Below are 23,326 nucleotides of genomic sequence, written 5' to 3' on the forward strand. Positions count from 1 at the left end.
TAAAACGAATGTTGCAGGCCATTGACTGAATGCATGGCCTGTAATATTTTGTAACCCGCAAAGGGGAGTAACTTCGTTGTCGGTTGATCGTCATTACGATGTGTGAAAAACCACATCCGGTCGCCGGGCGATAACAAAGGAATACGCCATCGTATTCCTTTGTTGTTGTAAGTGAGACCTTGCCGAATGGCAAGGTCTATGCATAAAAAGCAGCGGCTAACGTCATTCGGCGTTGGCCGTTTTTTTTATGCATGGGGAAATACAATGAATACTGTCGGCACACCGTTGTTATGGGGTGGCTTCGCTGTCGTGGTGGTAATTATGCTGGCCATCGACCTGCTGTTGCAGGGTCGTCGTGGCGCGCATACGATGTCGATGAAGCAGGCTGCGGCCTGGTCAATCGTTTGGGTAACGCTGTCGTTACTGTTTAACGCCGTCTTCTGGTGGTACCTGGCACAAACCCAGGGCCGCGCCGTTGCCGACCCACAGGCGCTGGCGTTCCTTACCGGCTATTTGATCGAAAAATCGCTGGCAGTAGATAACGTCTTTGTCTGGTTGATGCTGTTCAGCTACTTCTCCGTACCGCCTGCGTTGCAGCGTCGGGTACTGGTGTATGGCGTGCTGGGAGCCATTGTTCTGCGTACGATCATGATCTTCGCCGGCAGTTGGCTTATCACCCAATTTGAGTGGCTGTTGTACGTGTTCGGTGCATTCCTGCTGTTTACCGGCGTAAAAATGGCGCTGGCGAAAGAAGATGCTTCCGGTATTGGCGACAGACCGTTAGTACGCTGGCTGCGCGGTCATTTGCGCATGACCGATACCATCGAAGATGAAAAATTCTTCGTGCGTAAAAACGGCCTGCTGTTTGTTACGCCGCTGATGCTGGTGTTGATTCTGGTTGAGCTGAGCGACGTCATTTTCGCCGTCGACAGTATTCCGGCTATCTTTGCCGTCACTACCGACCCGTTCATCGTGTTGACCTCAAACCTGTTTGCTATTTTAGGTCTGCGCGCAATGTACTTCCTGCTGGCGGGCGTGGCGGAGCGTTTCTCCATGCTGAAGTACGGTTTGTCGGTCATTCTGGTGTTTATCGGTATTAAGATGCTGATCGTCGATTTCTACCATATCCCGATCGCTATCTCGTTAGGCGTGGTATTTGGCATTCTGTTTGTGACGCTGATTGTGAACGCCTGGGTCAACCACCAGCACGATAAAAAGCAGCAAATACAGTAAGTTTCATCTGCTAGCTGAAAAGCCCGACAGCACACTGCGTGCGTCGGGCTTTTTGTTTATCATGTCAAAATAATGTTAACTCAAAGTTATAAAATATGATCTCAACGCGAAATCCAGGATATTTCGCTTCCAGAACCCTGTTCTTTCCTTATACTCAGCCATGCAAACATTTGCCTCATCCTGAAAGATGCGTCTACAGAACGCACAAAGGCAGGGCAACAACACAATGAAAGGATTACTACATGACTACGCAACGTTCATCGGGGCTATTCTCGCGCTTGGCGCAAGGGAGCCTGGTTAAACAAATTTTGATCGGTTTGGTTCTGGGGATTTTACTGGCACTGGTGTCAAAACCTGCGGCAGAAGCCGTTGGTTTACTGGGTACTCTGTTCGTCGGCGCGTTAAAAGCCGTCGCACCAATTCTGGTTCTGATGCTGGTAATGGCTTCTATCGCCAACCACCAGCACGGGCAAAAAACCAATATCCGCCCAATTCTGTTCCTCTACCTGCTCGGAACATTTTCCGCAGCGTTAGCGGCCGTTGTCTTCAGCTTCGCCTTCCCATCGACACTGCATCTTTCCAGCAGCGCCAGCGATATCGTACCGCCGTCCGGCATTATCGAAGTGATGCGTGGTCTGCTAATGAGCATGGTTTCTAACCCAATTGATGCACTGCTTAACGCCAACTACATCGGCATCCTGGTTTGGGCCGTCGGTCTGGGCTTTGCGCTGCGTCACGGTAATGAAACGACCAAAAATCTGGTCAACGATATGTCCAACGCTGTTACCTTTATGGTGAAGCTGGTGATTCGTTTCGCGCCGATCGGTATCTTCGGCCTGGTCTCCTCCACGCTGGCAACCACCGGTTTCGCCACGCTTTGGGGCTACGCACATCTGCTGACCGTGCTGGTAGGCTGTATGCTGCTGGTAGCGTTGGTGGTCAACCCGCTGCTGGTATTCTGGAAAATTCGCCGCAACCCATATCCGTTAGTGCTGGCCTGTCTGCGTGAAAGCGGCGTGTACGCCTTCTTTACCCGCAGCTCCGCGGCAAACATTCCGGTGAATATGGCGCTGTGTGAGAAGCTGAACCTGGATCGTGATACCTATTCGGTGTCTATCCCGCTGGGAGCTACCATCAATATGGCTGGCGCGGCGATCACCATTACCGTGTTGACGCTGGCGGCGGTAAATACGTTGGGTATTCCGGTCGATTTACCGACGGCGCTGTTACTGAGCGTGGTTGCTTCGCTGTGCGCCTGCGGCGCATCGGGCGTGGCGGGGGGGTCTCTGCTGCTGATCCCACTGGCATGTAATATGTTCGGTATCCCGAATGACATCGCCATGCAGGTCGTTGCCGTTGGCTTTATCATCGGCGTATTGCAGGATTCCTGTGAAACGGCGCTGAACTCTTCTACAGACGTCCTGTTTACCGCTGCGGCCTGCCAGGCTGAAGACGAACGTCTGGCAAATAACGCCCTGCGCGGCTAATCTCTGCCCCTCTGTCACCGGACGGAGGGGTTCTCTTCTTGTACGCTTTTTTCAATTTTGAATGGATCAATTCCGCGTTTTTGCATCCGCCGGAAGCGAATAATGTTCAGGCCGTTCATCACCAGAAAACTACCTTCGATCATCGTCCCACCAATCGATCCCAACCAGAAATTATGGATAACCCAACAGGCGGTTGCGCACCACATTACGCAGCGCACGGTCAGCCCCTGGCAGCGAAACAGCGCCCAAGTGCTGGCCAGCGTGCCAATAATCGGCAACAGCTCCATCGCATGCTGTAATTTCGCCAGCCCGAGAACCAGGGTGAGGATAATAAAAACGGTCATTACCCATAGTTTGCGGGTATGCATCGAGACGAGTGTGCGGATGGTGTTTAGCTCTGCACTCATTCCCGCAGGCCAGGCGCCCATCAGAAAAAAATGCACGCCAATGGTGGCGCTGTAGACGGCGAGTTGCAGCCGGAACCGGCGCTCATCTCGATTGAAAAAGGTGGTAATGCCGATCAAAAAGGCGATGACACCTACGCCCTGGGCCAGCCAATACGCGGTCATGGGAGATCCTTGTGAGGAAACGCAAAAACAAACGGCGCCCCATATTATGAAACGCCGTTTTTAAAATCCACTCCATTTCGATTACCCAATAGATTTCGTGCTACCGCAAGGCGGTAAGTTCAGACATCCCCGGGAGCTTACTGGAGTAAGTGACCGGGGTGAATGGACGCAGCCAACGCGGCTGTCACGCGAAAGATGAAGGGTAATTACAATGTTACGCCGCTTTTAAAGATAGCCAGTTCCCGGAAATCGTTGCGCTCGTTGCAAGTTTGCTTGCCATTGGCGAACTCAACGATCGTATCGACAAACTCGCTCAGCAGCTGAGGCATCGCTTTACCGTGGATCAGCTGTCCGGCGTCAAAATCGATCCAGTGTTTTTTCTTGGCCGCCAGCTCGCTGTTGGTCGCAATTTTCACCGTCGGCACAAAACCGCCGTACGGCGTACCGCGGCCGGTGCTGAACAGCACCATATGACAGCCCGCGCCCGCGAGGGCACTGGTAGCAACCGCATCGTTACCCGGCGCGCTCAGTAAGTTCAGGCCGTGTGTCTTCAGGCGTTCGCCGTAGCGCAGTACATCCACCACCTGGCTGGAGCCCGCTTTTTGCGTGCAACCCAGAGATTTATCTTCCAGCGTGGTGATCCCGCCCGCTTTGTTGCCCGGCGATGGATTCTCGTAAATCGGCTGGTCGTGAGCAATGAAGTACTGCTTAAAGTCATTGACCATGGTCACCAGCTTGCCGAAGGTTTCTTCGTCACGGCAGTGGTCCATCAGCAGCTGCTCGGCACCGAACATTTCCGGTACTTCAGTCAGCACGGTGGTGCCGCCGTTGGCAATCACGTAGTCGGAAAAACGCCCCAGCATCGGGTTGGCGGTAATACCGGACAGGCCGTCAGAGCCGCCGCATTCCAGACCAAACTTCAGCTCGCCCAGCTTACCCGGCTCACGCTTATCGTTACGCATCACGTTGTACAACTGATGGAGATGTTCAATCCCCGCTTCCACTTCGTCTTCCTGATGTTGGCAGACCATAAAGTGAACACGCTCAGGATCGTACTCGCCTAAAGTTTCGCGGAAGGCATCAACCTGGTTGTTTTCACAGCCCAGGCCGACCACCAGCACCGCACCCGCATTCGGGTGGCGCACCATATTTTGCAGCATGGTACGGGTGTTGATGTGGTCGTCACCCAGCTGTGAACAGCCGTAGGTGTGACTGAAAAGATGCACGCCGTCGATACCCTCGGCGTCGTTGGTCTCTTTCAGAAAGCGGTTCTGCATCTGACGCGCCATAGCGTTGACGCAGCCGACCGTCGGCAGGATCCACAGTTCGTTGCGCACGCCGACCTCGCCGTTGGCGCGACGGTAGATCTGTACATCGCGATCGGCGGGTTGAACAAGCTCTGCCTGAAAATCAGGGTGGTAGCTATACGTGTCCAGGTCGCTCAGATTCGTGCGCGTGTTGTGAGCATGAATATGCTCACCCGCCGCCACGTCCACCAACGTATGACCTATTGGCAAACCGTATTTAATGACGTTTTCGCCTTGCGCAATATCGCATAAAGCGAATTTATGGCCACGAGAAACCGCTTGGCGCAGGATTACCGCTTGCCCATCAACGGTGACTTCGGTTCCTTCAGCCAAATCAGCGAGCGCTACCGCGACGTTATCCAGCGTATGGATCTTGATGTATTGCATACCTTCACCCAGGCCTTAGTTCAGTTCAATGGCGAAATAATCACGCGCATTGTTGAAGCAAATATTTCTGACCATTTCACCCAACAGCTGGATATCTGCCGGCGCTTCACCTGCAGCAACCCAACGGCCAATCATCTGGCACAGGATGCGACGGAAGTATTCATGGCGCGTGTATGACAGGAAGCTACGGCTATCGGTCAGCATGCCGACGAAACGGCTCAGCAGACCGAGCTGGGCCAGTTGCGTCATCTGACGTTCCATACCGTCTTTCTGATCGTTGAACCACCAGCCGGAACCGAACTGCATCTTGCCCGGCATACCTTCGCCCTGGAAGTTGCCGATCATGGTGCCCAGCACTTCGTTATCGCGCGGGTTCAGGCAGTAGAGAATGGTTTTCGGCAGCAGGTTCTGTTCGTTCTGCTTGCTCAGCAGTTTGGACAGCTCTTCGGCCATCGGGCGATCGTTGATGGAGTCGAAGCCGACATCCGCACCCAACAGTTTGAACTGACGCAGGTTGTTATTACGCAGCGCGCCGATGTGGTACTGCTGTACCCATTCACGACGCGCGTATTCCGCACCGAGGAACACCAGCACCGCGGTTTTAAACTGGGCAACTTCATGCTCGCTCAGCGTTTCACCCGCCAGGCGGCGTGCCAGAATGCTATCCAGTTCAGATTCGTTAGATTCAGCAAACAGCACCACGTCCAGCGCGTGGTCAGAGACTTTACAGCCGTGAGCCGCAAAGTGATCCAGACGTTTGGTCAGCGCAGCTTGCAGGTCGCTGAAGCGGCGGATATCCGTGTCAGACACCTCACCGAGCTTCGCCATATAGTCATTAAAGGTCGCCAGCTCAATGTTAAAGGCTTTATCCGGACGCCAGCTCGGCAGCACTTTCACATCAAAGCTTGCGTCTTTAGCAACGGCCGCGTGATGCTCCAGAGAGTCGATTGGGTCATCGGTAGTACCGACCATTTTCACATTCATCTGCTGCATGATGCCGCGCGCGAAGAATTTGTCCTGCGCCAGCAGTTCATTGCACTGGTTCCAGATTTCGTCAGCCGTTGCCGGAGACAGCAGCTTACCTGTAATACCAAACGGGCGACGTAATTCGAGGTGGGTCCAATGGTACAGCGGGTTACCGATTGTGTGCGGAACCGTGGCGGCCCAGGCGTCAAACTTCTCGCGATCGGACGCATCGCCGGTACACAGGCGCTCAGCGACGCCGTTAGTACGCATCGCACGCCACTTGTAGTGGTCACCCTTCAGCCAGATGTCATACAGGTTATTAAAACGGTAGTTTTCCGCGATTTGTTGCGGTGGCAAATGGCAGTGGTAGTCGAAGATTGGCTGGTCTTTGGCGTAATCATGATACAGACGGCGGGCAAATTCGGTGTCCAACAGGAAATCTTCAGTCATAAACGGGGTCATTATCGTCTTCCTCTCAGCGAGTGCGTCAGATTGCTTATGTTTTGATGTTGACAAAGTTATCACACCAATTTCCATACACTGAAGATATTTTCGTGAGTTAGATCAACAAATGGCGACAAAAAAATTACTCTCAAAGAGGTAAACCTCGCGCCAAGCCGCACCAGCACTGGCTTTGCTGAATCGAAATAATGACCACACGAAGATTCACACTTTTGTGATGGCACTCACCTTTTAAAGCTGTATGACAAGTTATCTTTTTGCCGTCGCGATACATAAGCCGACGGAATGCAAATTACCGATGTATCACCATCGGATTAACCGGTACGGAAACCGAATTAGCACAAATATTGACATGGCAGAGTTCGGGGAGTACCGGCTTTTTTTCGGTTACCCCCTCGTAAAAGAACATCCTCCTCCCTGAACTGGAAGATGACCGCTCGTTCGCGGACATAACAAAACGATGAGGTTTTACATGCGTAAAATTAAAGGGTTACGTTGGTACATGATCGCACTGGTGACGCTTGGCACCGTGCTGGGTTATCTGACACGTAACACTGTGGCGGCAGCTGCGCCAACTCTGATGGAAGAGTTACACATCTCCACCCAACAGTATTCCTATATCATCGCAGCGTATTCTGCTGCTTACACCGTAATGCAACCCGTTGCCGGCTATGTGCTCGATGTGCTCGGCACAAAAATTGGTTACGCGATGTTCGCCGTTCTGTGGGCCGTCTTCTGTGGCGCGACCGCACTGGCTGGTAGCTGGGGTGGACTGGCGCTGGCGCGAGGCGCAGTCGGTGCCGCTGAAGCTGCGATGATCCCTGCGGGTCTGAAAGCCAGTTCTGAATGGTTCCCGGCAAAAGAACGTTCAATCGCCGTGGGTTACTTTAACGTCGGTTCCTCTATCGGCGCGATGATTGCTCCGCCGCTGGTCGTCTGGGCTATCGTCATGCACAGCTGGCAGATGGCATTCATTATTTCCGGTGCCCTGAGCTTTATCTGGGCCATGTGCTGGTTGGTATTTTACAAACACCCACGCGACCAGAAAAAACTGTCTGATGAAGAACGTGATTACATTCTGAATGGTCAGGAATCACAGCATAAAAACAGCACCGCCAAGAAAATGTCTCTCGGTCAGATCCTGCGTAACCGCCAGTTCTGGGGCATCGCGCTGCCGCGTTTCCTGGCAGAGCCGGCCTGGGGTACCTTCAACGCCTGGATCCCGCTGTTCATGTTTAAAGTCTACGGCTTTAACCTGAAAGAGATTGCGATGTTTGCCTGGATGCCGATGCTGTTTGCTGACCTGGGTTGTATCGTAGGGGGTTACTTACCGCCGCTGTTCCAGCGCTGGTTCGGCGTTAACCTGATCGTTTCCCGTAAAATGGTCGTCACCATGGGCGCATTGCTGATGATTGGCCCAGGGATGATCGGTCTGTTCACCAGCCCGTACATTGCTATCGCCCTGCTGTGCGTCGGCGGCTTTGCTCACCAGGCGCTGTCCGGTGCGCTGATCACGCTCTCTTCTGACGTATTTGGTCGTAATGAAGTGGCAACCGCGAACGGTCTGACCGGTATGTCCGCCTGGCTTGCAAGTACGCTGTTTGCGCTGGTCGTTGGCGCGCTGGCTGACACCATCGGCTTCAGCCCGCTGTTCGCCGTACTGGCGGTATTCGACCTGCTCGGCGCGTTAGTCATCTGGACGGTATTGCAGAACAAATCGGCCAGCGAGGTAGAGTCAGCTTCGCAAACTGGCGATCCCGCTGCGCAAAGTTAACCAGACACGATTTAACAAGGTTATGTAATCTAAGCCGCCAGTCATCTGGCGGCTTTTTTATCGCCGCGAGTGGAGCCGTAATCGCAAAAGTGGTATAACAAATAGAGTCTGCCGTATCATGCCTGGAGCGCATATGGAAATCACCGAACCACGACGTTTGTACCAACAACTTGCCGCTGATCTGAAAGAACGCATTGAGCAGGGTGTCTACCTGGTGGGTGACAAACTCCCCGCCGAGCGCTTTATCGCCGATGAAAAAAATGTCAGCCGCACCGTGGTTCGTGAAGCGATTATCATGCTCGAGGTTGAGGGCTACGTTGAAGTGCGTAAAGGATCGGGGATCCACGTCATTTCAAACCAACCCAAACACTATGTCGCGCCAGATGAAAGTCTGGAATTCGCCAGCTACGGTCCGTTTGAGCTGCTCCAGGCTCGCCAGCTCATAGAAAGCAACATTGCCGAATTTGCCGCCACCCAGGTGACCAAACAGGACATCATGAAACTGATGGAAATTCAGGAGAAGTCGCGTAACGAAAAAAGCTTTCGTGACTCCGAGTGGGATCTCCAGTTCCATGTGCAGGTCGCGCTGGCAACACAGAACTCTGCCCTGGCCGCGATTGTTGAAAAAATGTGGACTCAGCGTATTCACAACCCCTACTGGAAGAAGCTGCACGACCACATCGACCTGCGCACGATAGATAACTGGTGCGACGACCATGACCAGATCCTGCGGGCGCTGATTCGCAAAGATCCACACGCCGCCAAACTGGCGATGTGGCAGCATCTTGAGAACACAAAGCAGATGCTGTTTAACGAAACCAGCGATGATTTTGAATTCAACGCAGACCGTTATCTTTTTACCGATAATCCCGTCATTCATCTCGATACGGCAGCTAACGGCGCAAAATAAACAATCTTAACGATGCAGGCGCGACAAAGCGCCTGTTTCTGACGCTTGGTAAGCATTAGGTATAAAGTGTCAGCCTGTGTAAATCCTCTCGCCTCCCTCCATTGCGATAAGCAAAATCACAGTGCAACACCCGTAATTTCTATAACGGACTACGTTGACCTTTGTTACAATTAGTTGTTATTTGAATTTTTGTGTTTGAGAGCTTGCTTACTTCACAACTTTACAGGGAATAGTTCAGGCCGTGAATTTGTGTCAGACCGCGATCCATGTAAAAAACACCAATAAAATTGCGGCGTTACAAACTCCAGAATACCGGCATGACGACAACCGATTCTCCAGGAATATTGAATGGAACTACTGACTCAATTACTGAATGCTTTATGGGCTCAGGATTTTGAAACGCTGGCCAATCCCTCCATGATTGGCATGCTCTATTTCGTACTGTTTACCATTTTGTTTCTGGAAAATGGACTGCTGCCAGCAGCCTTTTTACCTGGCGACAGTCTACTGGTACTGGTCGGCGTACTTATCGCTAAAGGCGCGATGGGTTTTCCGCAAACGGTACTGCTGCTCACCACCGCGGCCAGCCTGGGTTGCTGGCTCAGCTATATCCAGGGGAGATGGCTGGGAAATACCCGCACCGTTCAAAACTGGCTGTCTCATCTACCCGCGCACTACCATCAGCGCGCACATCATCTGTTCCATAAGCATGGCTTGTCTGCCCTGTTGGTCGGTCGCTTTATCGCGTTTGTCAGAACATTACTGCCGACCATCGCAGGATTGTCCGGTCTGAACAATGCGCGCTTTCAGTTCTTTAACTGGATGAGCGGGCTGCTTTGGGTTCTGATTCTCACAACGCTTGGCTATCTGCTGGGCAAAACGCCAGTGTTTCTCAAATATGAAGATCAGCTGATGTCTTGTCTGATGCTGCTTCCCGTGGTGTTACTGGTGTTTGGTCTGGCAGGTTCCCTGGTTGTGCTTTGGAAAAAGAAATACGGGAACCGAGGGTAAATTATGCTGAAATCATGCATAACACTCCGACGACTGGCCTGGACGACTACTTTTATGCTGTTTATCGGCGCGCTGCTCCTGACCTGGTCGGTCATCCGCCAGCAGGAGTCAACGCTTGCCATTCGTGCTGTAAACCAGGGAGCCACCATGCCTGATGGCTTCTCTATCTGGCATCACCTGGACGCCAACGGCATTCGCTTTAAAAGCATTACTCCGCAAAATGACGCGCTGCTGATCACCTTTGATTCCAGCGCGCAAAGCGCAGCCGCAAAGGTCGTGCTGGACCGAACGTTACCGCACGGTTTCGTTATTGCTCAGCAGGATGATGATAATCAGGCGGTACAGTGGTTATCCCGCTTACGTGATACCCCGCACCGTTTTGGTTAATCTCCAGGAATCTGAATTAGATCACTCACTTTGGTGATTTCATCATTTAGCGCCTATGATTAATAAACTGGGTTTATGACCCATTGCTTTATTATTCTGGAGCATCGGCCAAAGCCACAAGGTCGAATCACAATGGAAGGTTCAAGAATGAAATACCGCATCGCTTTAGCAATTAGTCTTTTCGCTCTCAGTGCCGGCAGTTACGCCTCCACCCTCTGTCAGGAAAAAGAACAGGATATTCAGCGGGAGATAAGCTATGCCGAAAAGCACAACAATCAAAACCGCATCAATGGTCTGAACAAAGCGCTGAGCGAAGTTCGGGCAAATTGTACTGACAGCAAACTGCGCGCCGACCATCAGAAAAAAATCGCCGAGCAGAAAAATGAGATAGCCGAGCGTCAACGTGATTTGGCCGAGGCGAAGCAAAAAGGCGATGCGGATAAGATAGCCAAGCGCGAACATAAGCTTGCTGAAGCTCAGCAAGAGCTGAAAGAACTCGAGACACGCGATTACTAAGTACGGTAACTAGCCACTCAACTGGAGAAAACTATGTCGAAAGATAATGCTACGGAAAACCTGCGCGCTGAGCTGAAATCTCTTGCGGATACGCTTGAAGAAGTACTTAGCTCCTCTGGCGATAAGTCGAAGGAAGAGATGAGTAAAATTCGCAGTAAAGCCGAACATGCGTTACGCGAGAGCCGCCATCGTCTGAGCGAAACCAGCGATGTGATTGCCAAACAGACCCGTGAGGCCGCGGCAAAAGCCGATAACTACGTACGCGAAAACCCATGGACAGGCGTCGGCATTGGCGCTGCAGTCGGTGTGGTACTTGGTGTACTGCTGTCGCGCCGTTAATAATGGCAGACTCTCAACACGCACAAGGTCCAGGCAAAGGCGTACTGGGTATTGGACAGCGGATCCTGACGATTCTCGTTGAGATCGTAGAGACGCGGCTGCGGCTGGCCGTCGTTGAGCTGGAAGAGGAAAAAGCCAATCTCATCCAGATCCTGCTGATGCTTGGGCTGACCATGCTGTTCGCGGCGTTTGGTCTGATGAGCCTGATGGTGCTTATCATCTGGGCCATAGACCCGCAGTATCGCCTTAACGCCATGATTGCCACCACCGTTGTGCTGTTGCTTTTAGCGCTTATCGGCGGGCTATGGACGCTGAGTAAAGCGCGTAAAACAACCCTGCTACGCCATACGCGCAATGAACTCGCTAACGACAGGCAGGCCCTGGAGGATGATGCATAATGAGCAGTAAAGTCGAACGTCAACAACGTAAGGCGCAACTGCTTGGACAGATCCAGCAGCAACGGCTGGATCTGTCTGCCACTCGCCGCGACTGGCTGGAAGCCACCGAAGTTTACGATCGTGGCTGGAAGACGCTGCTGAACCTGCGTGGCTGGGTGTTGGTCGGAAGCAGTATTATGGCGGTTCGCACCATTCGTAACCCGAATCTGCTGGTACGCTGGGCTAAACGCGGCTTTAGCGTGTGGAGCATCTGGCGTCTGGTTAAATCGACCATCAGACAACAGCAACTGCGCGGCTAATCACCTCTCCCCCCTAACCTCAAATTTTTTGAAAATTTCTGACAGTTTTCCTTGCTAACAATTGTCATTAGCCGCGTTTATGATTCTCTCCATCGACAGCAACGACGCACTCTGCGACGTCGTTGCACAAAAAAACACAATAAGCCGCCTGAGTGGTTTCCTGGAGAGTATGATGAAGAAATTAGAAGATGTTGGTGTACTGGTAGCGCGCATTCTGATGCCAATCCTGTTTATTACCGCAGGTTGGGGAAAAATCACCGGATATGCGGGTACCCAACAGTACATGGAAGCCATGGGTGTCCCAGGATTTATGTTACCGCTGGTTATCCTGCTTGAGTTTGGCGGCGGTCTGGCCATCCTGTTTGGTTTCCTGACCCGTACTACTGCGCTGTTCACCGCGGGCTTCACGCTGCTGACGGCGTTCCTCTTCCACAGCAACTTTGCGGAAGGTGTGAACTCTCTGATGTTTATGAAAAACCTGACCATCGCAGGCGGCTTCCTGCTGCTGGCTATCACCGGTCCGGGCGCATTCAGCATCGACCGCGTACTGAATAAAAAATGGTAAGCGAGCTATACTAAACGCATCAAAAAGCGAGGAGACATCTCCTCGCTTTTGCTATCTGAGGAGGCGAAAATCATGGGACAACTCATTGACGGCGTATGGCATGACACCTGGTATGACACCAAATCAACCGGGGGAAAATTTCAACGCTCTGCATCAGCTTTCCGTAACTGGCTCACCGCGGATGGCGCACCGGGTCCAACGGGCGAAGGGGGTTTCGTCGCCGAAAAAGACCGCTATCATCTCTACGTTTCTCTGGCCTGTCCGTGGGCGCATCGCACGCTGATCTTGCGTAAACTCAAAGGGCTGGAACCGTTTATTTCCGTTTCCGTTGTGCATCCGCTGATGCTGGAAAACGGCTGGACCTTTGACGATAACTTCCCGGCGGCAACCGGCGATACCCTGTATCAGCACGAATTTCTTTATCAACTCTATTTACACGCCGATCCGCACTACAGCGGTCGGGTGACCGTTCCGGTGCTGTGGGACAAAAAGAACCACACCATTGTCAGCAACGAATCTGCAGATATCATCCGTATGTTTAACACTGCGTTTGATGCGATGGGCGCGAAAGCCGGGGATTACTATCCACCCGCTCTGCAAACTAAAATCGACGAGCTCAACGGCTGGATTTATGACAACGTCAATAACGGCGTGTATAAAGCCGGATTTGCCACCAGTCAGGAAGCCTACGACGACGCCGTAGAAAAAGTCTTTCAATCTCTGGCGCGACTGGAGCAGATCCTTGGGCAACATCGCTACCTGACCGGGGACCAGTTAACAGAGGCCGATATTCGCCTGTGGACCACGCTGGTGCGCTTTGATCCTGTGTATGTGACGCACTTCAAGTGCGACAAACACCGGATTAGCGACTATCTGAACCTGTACGGTTTCCTGCGCGATATCTACCAGATGCCAGGCATTGCGGAGACCGTTAATTTTGATCACATCCGCAATCACTACTTCCGTAGCCACAAAACCATTAACCCGACCGGCATTATTTCTGTCGGACCGTGGCAGGACCTCAACGAACCCCACGGGCGTGATAACCGTTTTGCCTGATTTACACGGGTCCCCTTTGGGGGCCAAATAATTAATACTGCAAATATTTACCAGTATTCCATTCACGGCTATTCTTAATTTGATTGCTTTAAAAACAAGTAATTGAATACAGAACGAGGCAAAAATGGATTGGTATTTAAACGTATTAAAGAACTACTTTGGTTTTGGGGGCCGCGCGCGTCGTAAAGAATACTGGATGTTTGTGCTGGTCAACATCATCTTTACGTTCGTGCTGGGCATTCTGGACAGAATGCTTGGCTGGGAACGCGCCGGAGGGGAAGGCATATTAACGACGATTTATGGGCTTCTGGTCTTTATCCCGTGGTGGGCGGTGCAGTTCCGGCGTTTACATGACACCGACCGCTCGGCCTGGTGGCTACTGGTGCTGCTGATCCCGATCGTAGGCTGGTTGGTAATCATCATTTTCAACTGTCAAAATGGTACTCAGGGGAGCAACCGCTTCGGCGCTGACCCCAAACAACTGTCCTGATGTAATACACCATCTTGTCGGCCGGATAAGGTGCATTTGCACCGTATCCGGCGTAACAGCCCTGCTATTTACCCGCAAACAGCTTGGGAATTTCCCGCAAACACCAGGATTTCGCTTCGCCCATGCTGTCTCGACGCCAGGCCATAATAATATCAATTTCGCTTGTCGATTCCGGGCTAACCACACGCAACCGACCCGCCGCAATGTCCTCTTCCACCAGCGGGTATGGCATCGTCGCCACGCCAAGGCCGGCCAACAGCGCCTGGCGTTTATCTTCTATCGAACTCACCGTCAGACGCGGCTGTTTATCCAGCAGTTGAACCGTCAGCACCGGACGTTCGCGGGCCGTGTCCGCCACCGCGATTCCACGGTACTTCACGCGGGTGACTTCCGATAACGGTTCCGGCTCCTGATGAATTGGATGATCCGGGGCCGCCACATATACGTTCATCAGCGAGTACAGCTTGCGCGAGTTGATTTCCGAAGATGAGCGAAAATGCATATCCGGCGCAATCACGATATCCGCCCGCCCCTGCTCCAGACGCTCCCACGCCCCGGCCAGAACTTCGGTAATAACGGAAAGCTGGGTATTGGCCTTCCCGGCAAGTCTGTCGATCAGCGGGAAAAACGCCGCCGTCGGCACCAGCGCTTCGGTGACGATGGTCAGATGCGTTTCCCAACCGCGAGCCAGCGCTTCGGCATCGGTAGTCAGCTTATCCGCAGCTTCCAGCAGTACACGCCCACGTTCCAGCAGCATACGCCCGACGTTGGTGAATTTTGTGCGATGACCTGAACGGTCGAACAACACGACGTCCAGCTCTTCCTCCAGCTTCTGCATGGTATAGCTGAGCGCGGAAGGAACGCGCCCCAGTTCGTCCGCTGCGGCGGCAAAGCTGCCACGCCGGTCTATTGCGTCCATGACGCGTAACGCCTCAAGCGTTAAAGCCCTTTCTTTGGCCATCTCGTTCTCATTCAGGAAATTTGAACATACCGGGCAGAATATCTGGCTAACAATGCAGCGTCTAGCCATTTAACATAAAAGGAAGTAAAGAGAGGTCAAGAACTATGATTACTACCCGTACAGCCAAACAATGCGGGCAAGCAGACTACGGCTGGCTGCAGGCCCGTTATACCTTCTCCTTTGGACACTATTTTGATCCTAAACTGCTGGGTTATGCCTCGCTGCGTGTTCTGAACCAGGAAGTTCTGGCACCGGGAGCCTCTTTCCAGCCACGTACCTATCCGAAGGTAGATATCGTCAATCTGATCCTTGAAGGGGAAGCGGAGTACCGCGACAGTGAAGGGAACCATATCCAGGCCAAGGCAGGAGAAGTTTTACTGCTCGCCACACAGCCGGGAATTAGCTACAGCGAACACAATATCAGCAAAGATAAACCGTTAACCCGAATGCAGCTCTGGCTGGATGCCTGCCCGCAGCGCGAAAACGCCTGCGTACAGAAAGCCACGCTGAGTGCCGGTAAGCATCAGTTGCTTGCCTCGCCGGATGGAGAACAAGGCAGCCTGCATCTGCGTCAACAGGTATGGGTGCACCACGTTGAACTGCAACAAGGTGAATCGCTGAGTTTTCAGTTACATGGGCCGCGGGCTTACTTACAGTCGATCCACGGCAGATTCCATGCGGTGACATCTGGCGCCGAAAAGGAATCGCTCACCTGCGGCGATGGCGCATTTATTCGTGACGAAACTAACATAACGTTAGTCGCCGATACCGCGCTGCGCGCTTTGCTGATAGATTTGCCCGTATAGTCAGGGAAAACAATGGAGTACGACTATTGAGCAAGAAATCATCAAAAAAACGCCAGCCGCAGGTTGAGCCGAAAAAACAAGATACTGTGACCTTCGGCTATGAAGAAATGCTGACAGAGCTGGAAGCGATTGTGGCGGATGCCGAGCTACGGCTGGAAGACGAAGAAGCCGCCTGAAAAGGCGGCTTAGAGTTATGCCGGGGGCGATTCCGCCTTACCCGGCCTGCAGATTAATGTGCCTTACTGGCCATAATCTCAATGATCTGCTTGTCGGTTTCCTGCATCGAGCGACATGCCAGCGCACACAGGTTCGTGATCGATTGCTCCACGTTATGTGCCACAATCCCTTCATTGCCGGTCACAGCGGTATCATCCAGCGCCATCAGCACCGCTTTCCACGCCGCAGATGCGCTGGTTGAAACTTTCATCGCGCAGCTGTTTGAGGCGCCATCGCAAATCATTCCGCTCACGTCGCCAATCATGCTGCTGATTGCCATCGCGATGGTGTTGTAGCGACCATCAACGATCCACGCCATCCCCGCCGCGGCGCCCATCGCCGCCGTGGTTGCCGCACACAATGCAGACAAACGCGGAAGCTGATGATGGATGTAGATAGCGCTCAGGTGAGACAACATCAGCGCACGCGCCAGTTTCTCTTCATCCGCACCAAAGTGCTCAGCCACCACCATTACCGGAACGGTCGCGGTAATCCCCTGATTACCAGAGCCCGAGTTGCTCATTGCCGGAAGCGTCGCTCCCCCCATTCGCGCATCCGATGCCGCACTGGTGCGGATCAGAATAGAGGTGGAGAGATCGTTCGCCAGCAGGCCACGCGCGCACTGCTTCTCAAGCGTGGTTCCGATGTGCAAGCCCCAGTTACCGCGCAGCCCTTCCAGGGACAGCGCACCGTTCAGTTTCGCCGCATCGAGAATAAAGCGGATTGACTCAAACGGTACCGCGTTCACGAACGCCAGAATCTCTTCCAGCGACGTGTGGGACAATACCGCCAGCGGTGACTCCTGCTCCTCTTCCTGAGCGTTCTGTTCTGTCGTGAACACCACGCCCTTATTAGTCTCAATGTGCACAATGTTGGTATGACCACCAACAATCGTCACGCACGCCCATCCTTCAGCGCTATAAACCTTCGCACGGGAGAAAAGAATGTCCTCGCATGGCTCCTGCAGCATCACCGCGACCTTCCCGGCGGTAAGCATCGCTTTCGCATCGGCAATCGCTTGAGGCGAGGCGTCTTTCAGTACCTCTAAACCGGCGTGGGCATTTCCCCCCAGCGCACCCAGTGCCGCCGCCACAGGCAGCCCAACCATTCCGGTACCCGGCACGGTAACGCCCATGCCGTTTTTCATCAGGTTCGGTGAGACCCACGCATCAATGCGTTCAACCGCGCCGTCCAGCTCAGAGGAGGCGACCGCTGCCGCCAGAGCCAGAGAGATAGGTTCCGTGCAGCCCAGCGCAGGCTTAACTTCTTCCTGCACCGCGCGGATAAAACTATCCCATAATGGATTCAATGTAGTCTCAAACATAACAACAACCTTTGCTCAGATATCTCAGGAAAATGCCAGGAACGGAGAAACGCACAGCAGCAGGCCCGTGACAATAATCAGATACAGGGAAGCGCCTTTGTATTTGTGCAGTGCAGGAACTTTGTAGACCAACCAGGCCGGGATCAGACATCCCACCATGCCGAAGATAGGGCTACAAATAGAAGTGAAGCTCAGTACCGGCGCATTGAGCACAATGGCTCCCCACGCCAGCAGGATAGCGAAAACCATAATGCCGCGCTGAACCAGGGTCTCATTGATTTTCTCGGCTGGCATTTTGCGGCGCAGAACGTTCATCACGATCCCTTGAGTGGCTTCACGGAACCCTAAGTAAACGCCGAAGAAAGCGGTCATTACGGCAAAGATGTTCAGAATAACGCTGACGATTTTCACCCAGCCAGCACCCGCGCCGCTGATAAACTGCGCGGCAATCGCCAGAGCGGAAATGTTCTGCTCATAAGCTTTAACCGCTTCGTCATGGCCCATCGCCAGCGTGAAGGAAACGGCGTAGAAAAAGACGGTCACAAACAGAATACCGAACGCAATATTCATGGCTCGCAGGGCTTTATGGCGTGCCACTTCAATGGATTTATTGCGAGAACGATAGGAGATAACCATCGGGCTTAAGGTCTGAATAAACAGAATCGAAGTCAGGGTAAACGGCAGCGTGATAATCGCGTTTTTGATCAACAGTGCCATCGGCGGCAGTGAACCTACGTTATATAAATGCCACATCCCAACCATCGACACGCCAAGCGCCGCCACCACCAGCAGCTTGGTCAGTACCATACCGGTGGAGATTTTAAACAGCAGTTTTTCCCCGCGGGACGAGATAGCCACCAGGATGCAAATCAGCACCAGGCCATAGAACGGGCTGTCGGACAGTAACCCTTCAGTAACACCAAAAGTATGCAGGTAGGAGGCGCTATCGTTGGTGATGGCGGTGGAATAGACGAACATCCAGATAACCAGCATCACAAAATACAACGCACCTAACAGGATGCCCCAGTTCTTACCCAGATAGCCGCTGATTACGCTCGGGTAGTCTTTACACTCTGGGGACTCAGCCAGCGTATTAATAAACAGACGCTGGAACAGATACATGGCTGGGTAGCCAATGATAGAGGAGAGCAAAAACACCCACAGCCCCATCAAACCCACCTGGACGGGAAGAAAAACAATCCCCGCACCAATTGCCATACCGATACTCATAATGACCCAGCCGGTGTCCATGCTGTCGAATTTAATGGCTTCGCGCCATTCACTTTCGGTCATTCCCGCCCGACGTGCCGGAGCAGATGCGTCGAGTATTACGCTGTTATTCGTTGCCGTTTCCATAATTTTCCGCTCAATGTGTAGGTAGAGGTTTTTATATTTTTTTCGTACTGCCTCAATGCGATACGCAGTACTACGGTGCAGGTGAGCTATTGGAGTAATGAGGAAATCATACGCGCAGGATCAGAGAAAAACTTCACAAACAAACCCCTGTAATTTCTAAAAGTTAAGAAATATTTTCTCTTTTATTTCCATATAAAGAATTGAATTTCTATATTTGAAGCAGATCACAACAAAAAAGGCGCACTAACGTGCACCTTTTTTTATCATGCCATATTGATTAATTTATTGCCGGATAGCGCTGCGCTGACCAGGCACGGCTTTACACCTCAGGTACAAACCACTTTAATTGCCAGCCCACCGCGTGAGGTTTCACGGTATTTGTCGTTCATATCTTTGCCCGTTTCATACATGGTCTCGATCACTTTATCGAGCGAAACGCGTGGTTCTGACGTTCGACGTAGCGCCATGCGCGCGGCGTTGACGGCTTTTACTGCGTTGATCGCATTACGTTCAATGCACGGTATTTGCACCTGTCCGGCTACCGGATCGCAGGTCAGCCCCAGGTTATGCTCCATGGCGATTTCCGCTGCAATGCCGACCTGCGACGGGCTACCGCCCAGCAGTTCTGTCAGCCCGGCAGCCGCCATTGAACAGGCTACGCCAATCTCACCCTGGCAGCCCACCTCAGCACCAGAAATAGAGGCGTTCATCTTATACAGCGCGCCTATCGCCCCCGCGGCCAGCAAATAGCGGGCAATGGAGTTCGCATTCACCGGACGGCGGAACTTGTCGTAATAGGCCAATACGGCGGGAATAATCCCACATGCACCGTTGGTCGGCGCCGTCACAACCCGGCACCCGGCGGCGTTTTCTTCGCTCACGGCCAGCGCGAACATGTTGATCCAGTCAATAACGTTCATCGGGTCGCTGGACAGATTATCGCTGGAAACCAGCAACCGGCGTAACGCCACGGCGCGACGCGGAACGTTAAGCGGCCCCGGCAGGACGCCTTCGGTGTTCATGCCGCGCTCAATCCCGGCGTGCATGACGTCCCAAATGGCGGCAAAGCCAGCATCGATTTCCTCTTTGCTGCGCATCGCCAGCTCGTTTTGCATCATCAAGCCGGAAACAGACAGCCCATTGCGCTCGCACAGTTTCAGCAGTTCGCTGGCGGAATGAAAATTGTAGGGCACGTGTGCTTCAACATCATGCTCCTGCCCAAATTGCTCCTCTTCAATGATAAAACCACCGCCGACGGAGTAATAGGTTTTGCTTAATAGCCTCTCGGTGCCGTTCCACGCGGTGATACGCATGCCATTTTCATGGCGTGGCAGGGTTTCGGTATGAAAGAGAATATTTTCATCTGGAGAGAAATCGACAACATGCGCGCCCTCAGCAACCGGCAAACGTCCGGTACGGGCCACTTCCTGAGTAAAACCAGCGATTGAGTCTATATTAACATTTTGCGGACTGTTACCGGCCAGCCCCATCATGATCGCGACATCTGTCGCATGACCTTTCCCGGTCAGGGAAAGCGATCCGTAAAGATCGACCACAATATGCGTGGTTCTAGGGAGTTCGCCGCTGCTGACCAACAGATCGATAAAGCTTTTACCTGCGTTCATTGGCCCCACGGTATGGGAGCTGGAAGGCCCAATGCCAATCTTGAAAATATCGAATGCGCTAATCATATCCACACCCTCGGATTGCCGTTCAGTGAAGACCAGGTTTCACACTCATTAAGGATTGGGGCGATCCTGAGATCGCCCCGCAAGGGATTACAACGTGTCGCCACGTACGGCGATGGCTTCAATCTCCAGCTTCACATCCTTTGGTAAGCGGGCGACCTGTACGCAACTGCGCGTGGGGTAGGTAGCCTGATGCTCATCAAAGAACTGCTGGTACACCTGGTTAATGGTGGCGAAGTCGTTCAGGTCGGATACGAAAACGGTAGTCTTCACGATATCGCTCACTTTCAAACCTGCGGACTCGACGATCGCTTTCACGTTTTCCAGGCTTTGACGTGCCTGATCGGCCACGTTTTCTGCCACTTCACCGGTCTGTGGACACACCGGGATTTGACCTGACGTCAACACCATGCTGCCCAGATCCACGCCCTGTACGTAAGGCCCAATCGCCCCTGGCGCACATTCGGTTGCAATAACTTTTCTCATAATCCCTCCGGCGTCAGAGCGCCTGGGTGAAAGTGCGTGAAATAACATCCTGCTGCTGTTCACGGGTCAACGCGTTGAAGCGCACCGCATAGCCAGACACGCGGATCGTCAGGTTTGGATAGTTTTCCGGGTGCTCAATAGCATCCATCAACATTTCACGGTTCATAACGTTAACGTTCAGATGCTGCCCACCTTCCACATGCGCTTCATGGTGGAAGTAACCGTCCAGCAGACCAACCAGGTTGGTTTTACGCACCCCATCTTCTTTGCCCAGTGCAGCCGGCACAATGGAGAAGGTGTACGAGATGCCGTCTTTGGCATAGGTAAACGGCAGTTTGGCCACCGAGGTTAACGACGCAACCGCGCCTTTACGATCGCGGCCGTGCATCGGGTTAGCCCCTGGCGCAAACGGCGTACCTGCGCGACGTCCGTCCGGTGTGTTACCGGTTTTCTGTCCGTACACCACGTTGGAGGTGATGGTCAGGATGGACTGCGTCGGCACCGCATTACGGTAGGTTGGCAACACCTTAATTTTCTTCATGAAGCGTTCAACCAGGTCGCAGGCAATGCTGTCTACTCGCTCGTCGTTGTTGCCGTATTGCGGATAGTCGCCTTCGATTTCGAAATCGACAGCCAGACCGTTTTCATCACGAATCGGTTTCACGCGGGCGTATTTGATAGCCGACAGAGAATCCGCCGCCACGGACAGACCCGCCATACCACAAGCCATCGTGCGATAGACATCACGATCGTGCAGCGCCATCAGCGAAGCTTCATAGCTGTACTTGTCGTGCATATAGTGGATGATGTTCAGCGCGCTGATGTACTGCACGGCCAGCCAGTCCATAAAGTGGTCCAGGCTCTCCATCACCGTATCGTAATCCAGCACGTCATCCATCAGCGGTGCCGTTTTCGGCCCAACCTGAATTTTCAGCTTCTCATCCACGCCGCCGTTGATTGCGTACAGCAACGTTTTGGCGAGGTTGGCACGCGCACCGAAGAACTGCATTTGTTTGCCGATAACCATCGGGCTTACGCAGCAGGCAATGGCATAGTCATCGCTGTCAAAGTCGGCACGCATCAAATCGTCGTTTTCATACTGCAAAGACGAGGTGATGATAGACACCTGGGCGGCGTACTTTTTGAAGGCAATCGGCAGCGCTTCAGACCACAGCACCGTCAGGTTCGGCTCAGGCGCCGGTCCCATGGTGTGCAGCGTATGCAGGTAGCGGAACGAGTTTTTCGTTACCAGCGTGCGGCCATCCAGCCCCATGCCGCCGATAACTTCAGTCGCCCAGATAGGGTCGCCTGAGAACAGGGTGTCGAATTCCGGCGTACGCAGGAAGCGCACCATACGGATCTTCATAATGAAGTGGTCGATCAGCTCCTGCGCCTGCTGCTCGTTTAAAATTCCCGCTTTGAAATCGCGCTCAATGTAGATGTCGAGGAACGATGCGGTACGGCCCAACGACATTGCGCCGCCGTTCTGAGATTTCACCGCAGCCAGGTAAGCAAAGTAAACCCACTGCACCGCTTCCTGCGCATTACGCGCCGGGCGGGAGATATCGCAGCCGTACTTCGCTGCCATTTCCTGCATCTGCAGCAGGGCGCGACGGTGCTCAGACAGCTCTTCGCGCAGGCGAATCGTGGCTTCAAGATTCTGGCCCCACTCCAGGTTCGACTGGAGATCGGCAAACTGCAGTTCACGCTCACGTACCAGGTAGCGGATACCGTACAGCGCGACGCGGCGATAGTCGCCGATGATACGACCACGGCCATAGCCGTCCGGCAGACCGGTCAGCACGCCAGATTTACGGCAGCGCAGCATATCTGGAGAGTAGGCGTCGAATACGCCCTGGTTATGGGTTTTACGCAGTTCAGTAAACTGGTATTCAAAATCAGCATCCATCTCACGACCATAAGCATCAAAAGAGCTTTTGATCATGTTGATGCCGCCAAACGGATGCAGAGCGCGCTTGAGCGGCTTATCCGTTTGCAGACCGACGATTTTTTCCAGTTCTTGTTCAATATAACCCGCATCATGTGCGGTTATCGTGGTGGCAATATTGGTATCGAAATCAACCGGCGCGTGCGTCGAGTTTTCAATACGGATGCCCGCCATGACTTTTTCCCACAATGCAGTGGTCGCTGGCGTTGCTTCGGCGAGGAAAGATTCATCCCCTTCATAAGGCGTATAGTTGTGCTGAATAAAATCACGGACATTAATTTCTTCTTTCCAGTCCGTACCTTTAAAGCCATTCCAGGCTTCGGCATACAGCATATCGCTGGTATCGATATTTACCTTCATGAAAAATAATCTCTCTGCTGAA

24 protein-coding genes are annotated in these 23,326 nt (G+C 52.9%); 15 read left to right on the top strand and 9 right to left on the bottom strand.

Annotated features, from left to right (window positions below):
• Positions 1–264: 264 nt before the first annotated feature.
• Positions 265–1,233 (top strand): TerC family protein, encoded by a 969-nt coding sequence (locus BZK42_RS16395; RefSeq protein ID WP_016154611.1) that lies wholly within the window; start codon positions 265–267, stop codon positions 1,231–1,233.
• A 242-nt stretch (positions 1,234–1,475) separates the two neighbouring features.
• A complete protein-coding gene (gene sstT / locus BZK42_RS16400) occupies positions 1,476–2,720 on the top strand; it encodes a serine/threonine transporter SstT (RefSeq protein WP_016154612.1) in 1,245 nt (414 codons plus the stop codon).
• 14 nt (positions 2,721–2,734) lie between these two features.
• Here the strand turns inward: sstT and BZK42_RS16405 are convergent, their stop codons facing one another.
• From BZK42_RS16405 to uxaC, 3 genes are all read right to left on the bottom strand, one after another.
• Complete coding sequence (locus BZK42_RS16405; RefSeq protein ID WP_016154613.1) at positions 2,735–3,289, bottom strand: YgjV family protein; 555 nt, start codon at positions 3,287–3,289, stop codon at positions 2,735–2,737.
• A 206-nt stretch (positions 3,290–3,495) separates the two neighbouring features.
• Positions 3,496–4,983 (bottom strand): UxaA family hydrolase, encoded by a 1,488-nt coding sequence (locus BZK42_RS16410; protein WP_016157534.1) that lies wholly within the window; start codon positions 4,981–4,983, stop codon positions 3,496–3,498.
• A 15-nt stretch (positions 4,984–4,998) separates the two neighbouring features.
• Positions 4,999–6,411: a glucuronate isomerase gene (uxaC, locus tag BZK42_RS16415; protein ID WP_046274731.1), complete on the bottom strand. Its 1,413-nt coding sequence runs from the start codon at positions 6,409–6,411 to the stop codon at positions 4,999–5,001.
• Between the two features lie 472 nt (positions 6,412–6,883).
• On the opposite strand from uxaC, the gene BZK42_RS16420 reads away from it, so the two are divergent.
• The 11 genes from BZK42_RS16420 (at position 6,884) to BZK42_RS16470 (ending at position 14,159) form a co-directional block, all read left to right on the top strand.
• A complete protein-coding gene (locus BZK42_RS16420) occupies positions 6,884–8,185 on the top strand; it encodes an MFS transporter (protein ID WP_016154616.1) in 1,302 nt (433 codons plus the stop codon).
• Between the two features lie 133 nt (positions 8,186–8,318).
• The gene (gene exuR, locus BZK42_RS16425) at positions 8,319–9,095 is read left to right on the top strand and encodes a transcriptional regulator ExuR (protein ID WP_046274732.1); all 777 of its coding nucleotides are present in this window, start codon (positions 8,319–8,321) and stop codon (positions 9,093–9,095) included.
• Between the two features lie 348 nt (positions 9,096–9,443).
• The gene (gene yqjA, locus BZK42_RS16430) at positions 9,444–10,106 is read left to right on the top strand and encodes a DedA family general envelope maintenance protein YqjA (protein WP_003024820.1); all 663 of its coding nucleotides are present in this window, start codon (positions 9,444–9,446) and stop codon (positions 10,104–10,106) included.
• Positions 10,107–10,124: 18 nt separating this feature from the next.
• Positions 10,125–10,493 carry an EnvZ/OmpR regulon moderator MzrA gene (gene mzrA / locus BZK42_RS16435; protein ID WP_029139667.1) on the top strand — a complete coding sequence of 123 codons (369 nt, stop codon included), beginning with the start codon at positions 10,125–10,127 and terminating at the stop codon, positions 10,491–10,493.
• A 147-nt stretch (positions 10,494–10,640) separates the two neighbouring features.
• Positions 10,641–11,009 carry a DUF1090 domain-containing protein gene (locus BZK42_RS16440; RefSeq protein ID WP_016154619.1) on the top strand — a complete coding sequence of 123 codons (369 nt, stop codon included), beginning with the start codon at positions 10,641–10,643 and terminating at the stop codon, positions 11,007–11,009.
• A 33-nt stretch (positions 11,010–11,042) separates the two neighbouring features.
• Positions 11,043–11,348 carry an ElaB/YgaM/YqjD family protein gene (locus BZK42_RS16445; protein WP_003024832.1) on the top strand — a complete coding sequence of 102 codons (306 nt, stop codon included), beginning with the start codon at positions 11,043–11,045 and terminating at the stop codon, positions 11,346–11,348.
• A gap of 2 nt (positions 11,349–11,350) precedes the next feature.
• Positions 11,351–11,746, top strand: coding sequence for a phage holin family protein (locus BZK42_RS16450; RefSeq protein WP_016157537.1), 396 nt, complete (start codon positions 11,351–11,353; stop codon positions 11,744–11,746).
• Entirely contained in the window at positions 11,746–12,045 is a 300-nt protein-coding gene (locus tag BZK42_RS16455) for a YqjK-like family protein (RefSeq protein ID WP_003024845.1), read from the top strand. The genes BZK42_RS16450 and BZK42_RS16455 overlap by 1 nt, the downstream gene beginning before the upstream one ends.
• Positions 12,046–12,217: 172 nt before the next feature.
• Positions 12,218–12,610: a DoxX family protein gene (locus BZK42_RS16460; RefSeq protein ID WP_003024847.1), complete on the top strand. Its 393-nt coding sequence runs from the start codon at positions 12,218–12,220 to the stop codon at positions 12,608–12,610.
• A 72-nt stretch (positions 12,611–12,682) separates the two neighbouring features.
• Entirely contained in the window at positions 12,683–13,669 is a 987-nt protein-coding gene (gene yqjG, locus BZK42_RS16465) for a glutathionyl-hydroquinone reductase YqjG (protein ID WP_080859531.1), read from the top strand.
• A 124-nt stretch (positions 13,670–13,793) separates the two neighbouring features.
• Entirely contained in the window at positions 13,794–14,159 is a 366-nt protein-coding gene (locus BZK42_RS16470) for a DUF805 domain-containing protein (RefSeq protein WP_080859533.1), read from the top strand.
• A 64-nt stretch (positions 14,160–14,223) separates the two neighbouring features.
• Here BZK42_RS16470 and yhaJ read toward each other — a convergent pair whose 3' ends face one another.
• Positions 14,224–15,120, bottom strand: coding sequence for a DNA-binding transcriptional regulator YhaJ (gene yhaJ / locus BZK42_RS16475; protein WP_016154624.1), 897 nt, complete (start codon positions 15,118–15,120; stop codon positions 14,224–14,226).
• Positions 15,121–15,224: 104 nt separating this feature from the next.
• Between yhaJ and BZK42_RS16480 the strand changes: the two genes are divergently transcribed.
• Positions 15,225–15,926, top strand: a complete 702-nt coding sequence (locus tag BZK42_RS16480) for a pirin family protein (protein WP_080859535.1) — start codon at positions 15,225–15,227, stop codon at positions 15,924–15,926.
• Between the two features lie 26 nt (positions 15,927–15,952).
• On the top strand, positions 15,953–16,102 hold the full coding sequence (locus BZK42_RS28335; protein ID WP_016157540.1) for a hypothetical protein: 150 nt from the start codon (positions 15,953–15,955) through the stop codon (positions 16,100–16,102).
• A 53-nt stretch (positions 16,103–16,155) separates the two neighbouring features.
• On the opposite strand, the gene BZK42_RS16485 is transcribed toward BZK42_RS28335, so the two are convergent.
• The 5 genes from BZK42_RS16485 to pflB all read right to left on the bottom strand — a co-directional run bounded on the left by BZK42_RS16485 (position 16,156) and on the right by pflB (position 23,304).
• Positions 16,156–17,466 (bottom strand): L-cysteine desulfidase family protein, encoded by a 1,311-nt coding sequence (locus BZK42_RS16485; RefSeq protein WP_080859536.1) that lies wholly within the window; start codon positions 17,464–17,466, stop codon positions 16,156–16,158.
• Positions 17,467–17,490: 24 nt separating this feature from the next.
• Entirely contained in the window at positions 17,491–18,822 is a 1,332-nt protein-coding gene (locus BZK42_RS16490) for an SLC5/6 family protein (protein ID WP_016157542.1), read from the bottom strand.
• A 326-nt stretch (positions 18,823–19,148) separates the two neighbouring features.
• Positions 19,149–20,513, bottom strand: coding sequence for an L-serine ammonia-lyase (gene tdcG, locus BZK42_RS16495; protein ID WP_080859537.1), 1,365 nt, complete (start codon positions 20,511–20,513; stop codon positions 19,149–19,151).
• Positions 20,514–20,600: 87 nt separating this feature from the next.
• Positions 20,601–20,996 (bottom strand): enamine/imine deaminase, encoded by a 396-nt coding sequence (locus BZK42_RS16500; RefSeq protein WP_016154630.1) that lies wholly within the window; start codon positions 20,994–20,996, stop codon positions 20,601–20,603.
• 13 nt (positions 20,997–21,009) lie between these two features.
• Positions 21,010–23,304: a formate C-acetyltransferase gene (gene pflB, locus BZK42_RS16505; protein WP_016154631.1), complete on the bottom strand. Its 2,295-nt coding sequence runs from the start codon at positions 23,302–23,304 to the stop codon at positions 21,010–21,012.
• Positions 23,305–23,326 lie beyond the last annotated feature (22 nt).

The sequence above is a fragment of the Citrobacter braakii genome, assembly GCF_002075345.1.
Taxonomy (GTDB): domain Bacteria; phylum Pseudomonadota; class Gammaproteobacteria; order Enterobacterales; family Enterobacteriaceae; genus Citrobacter; species Citrobacter braakii.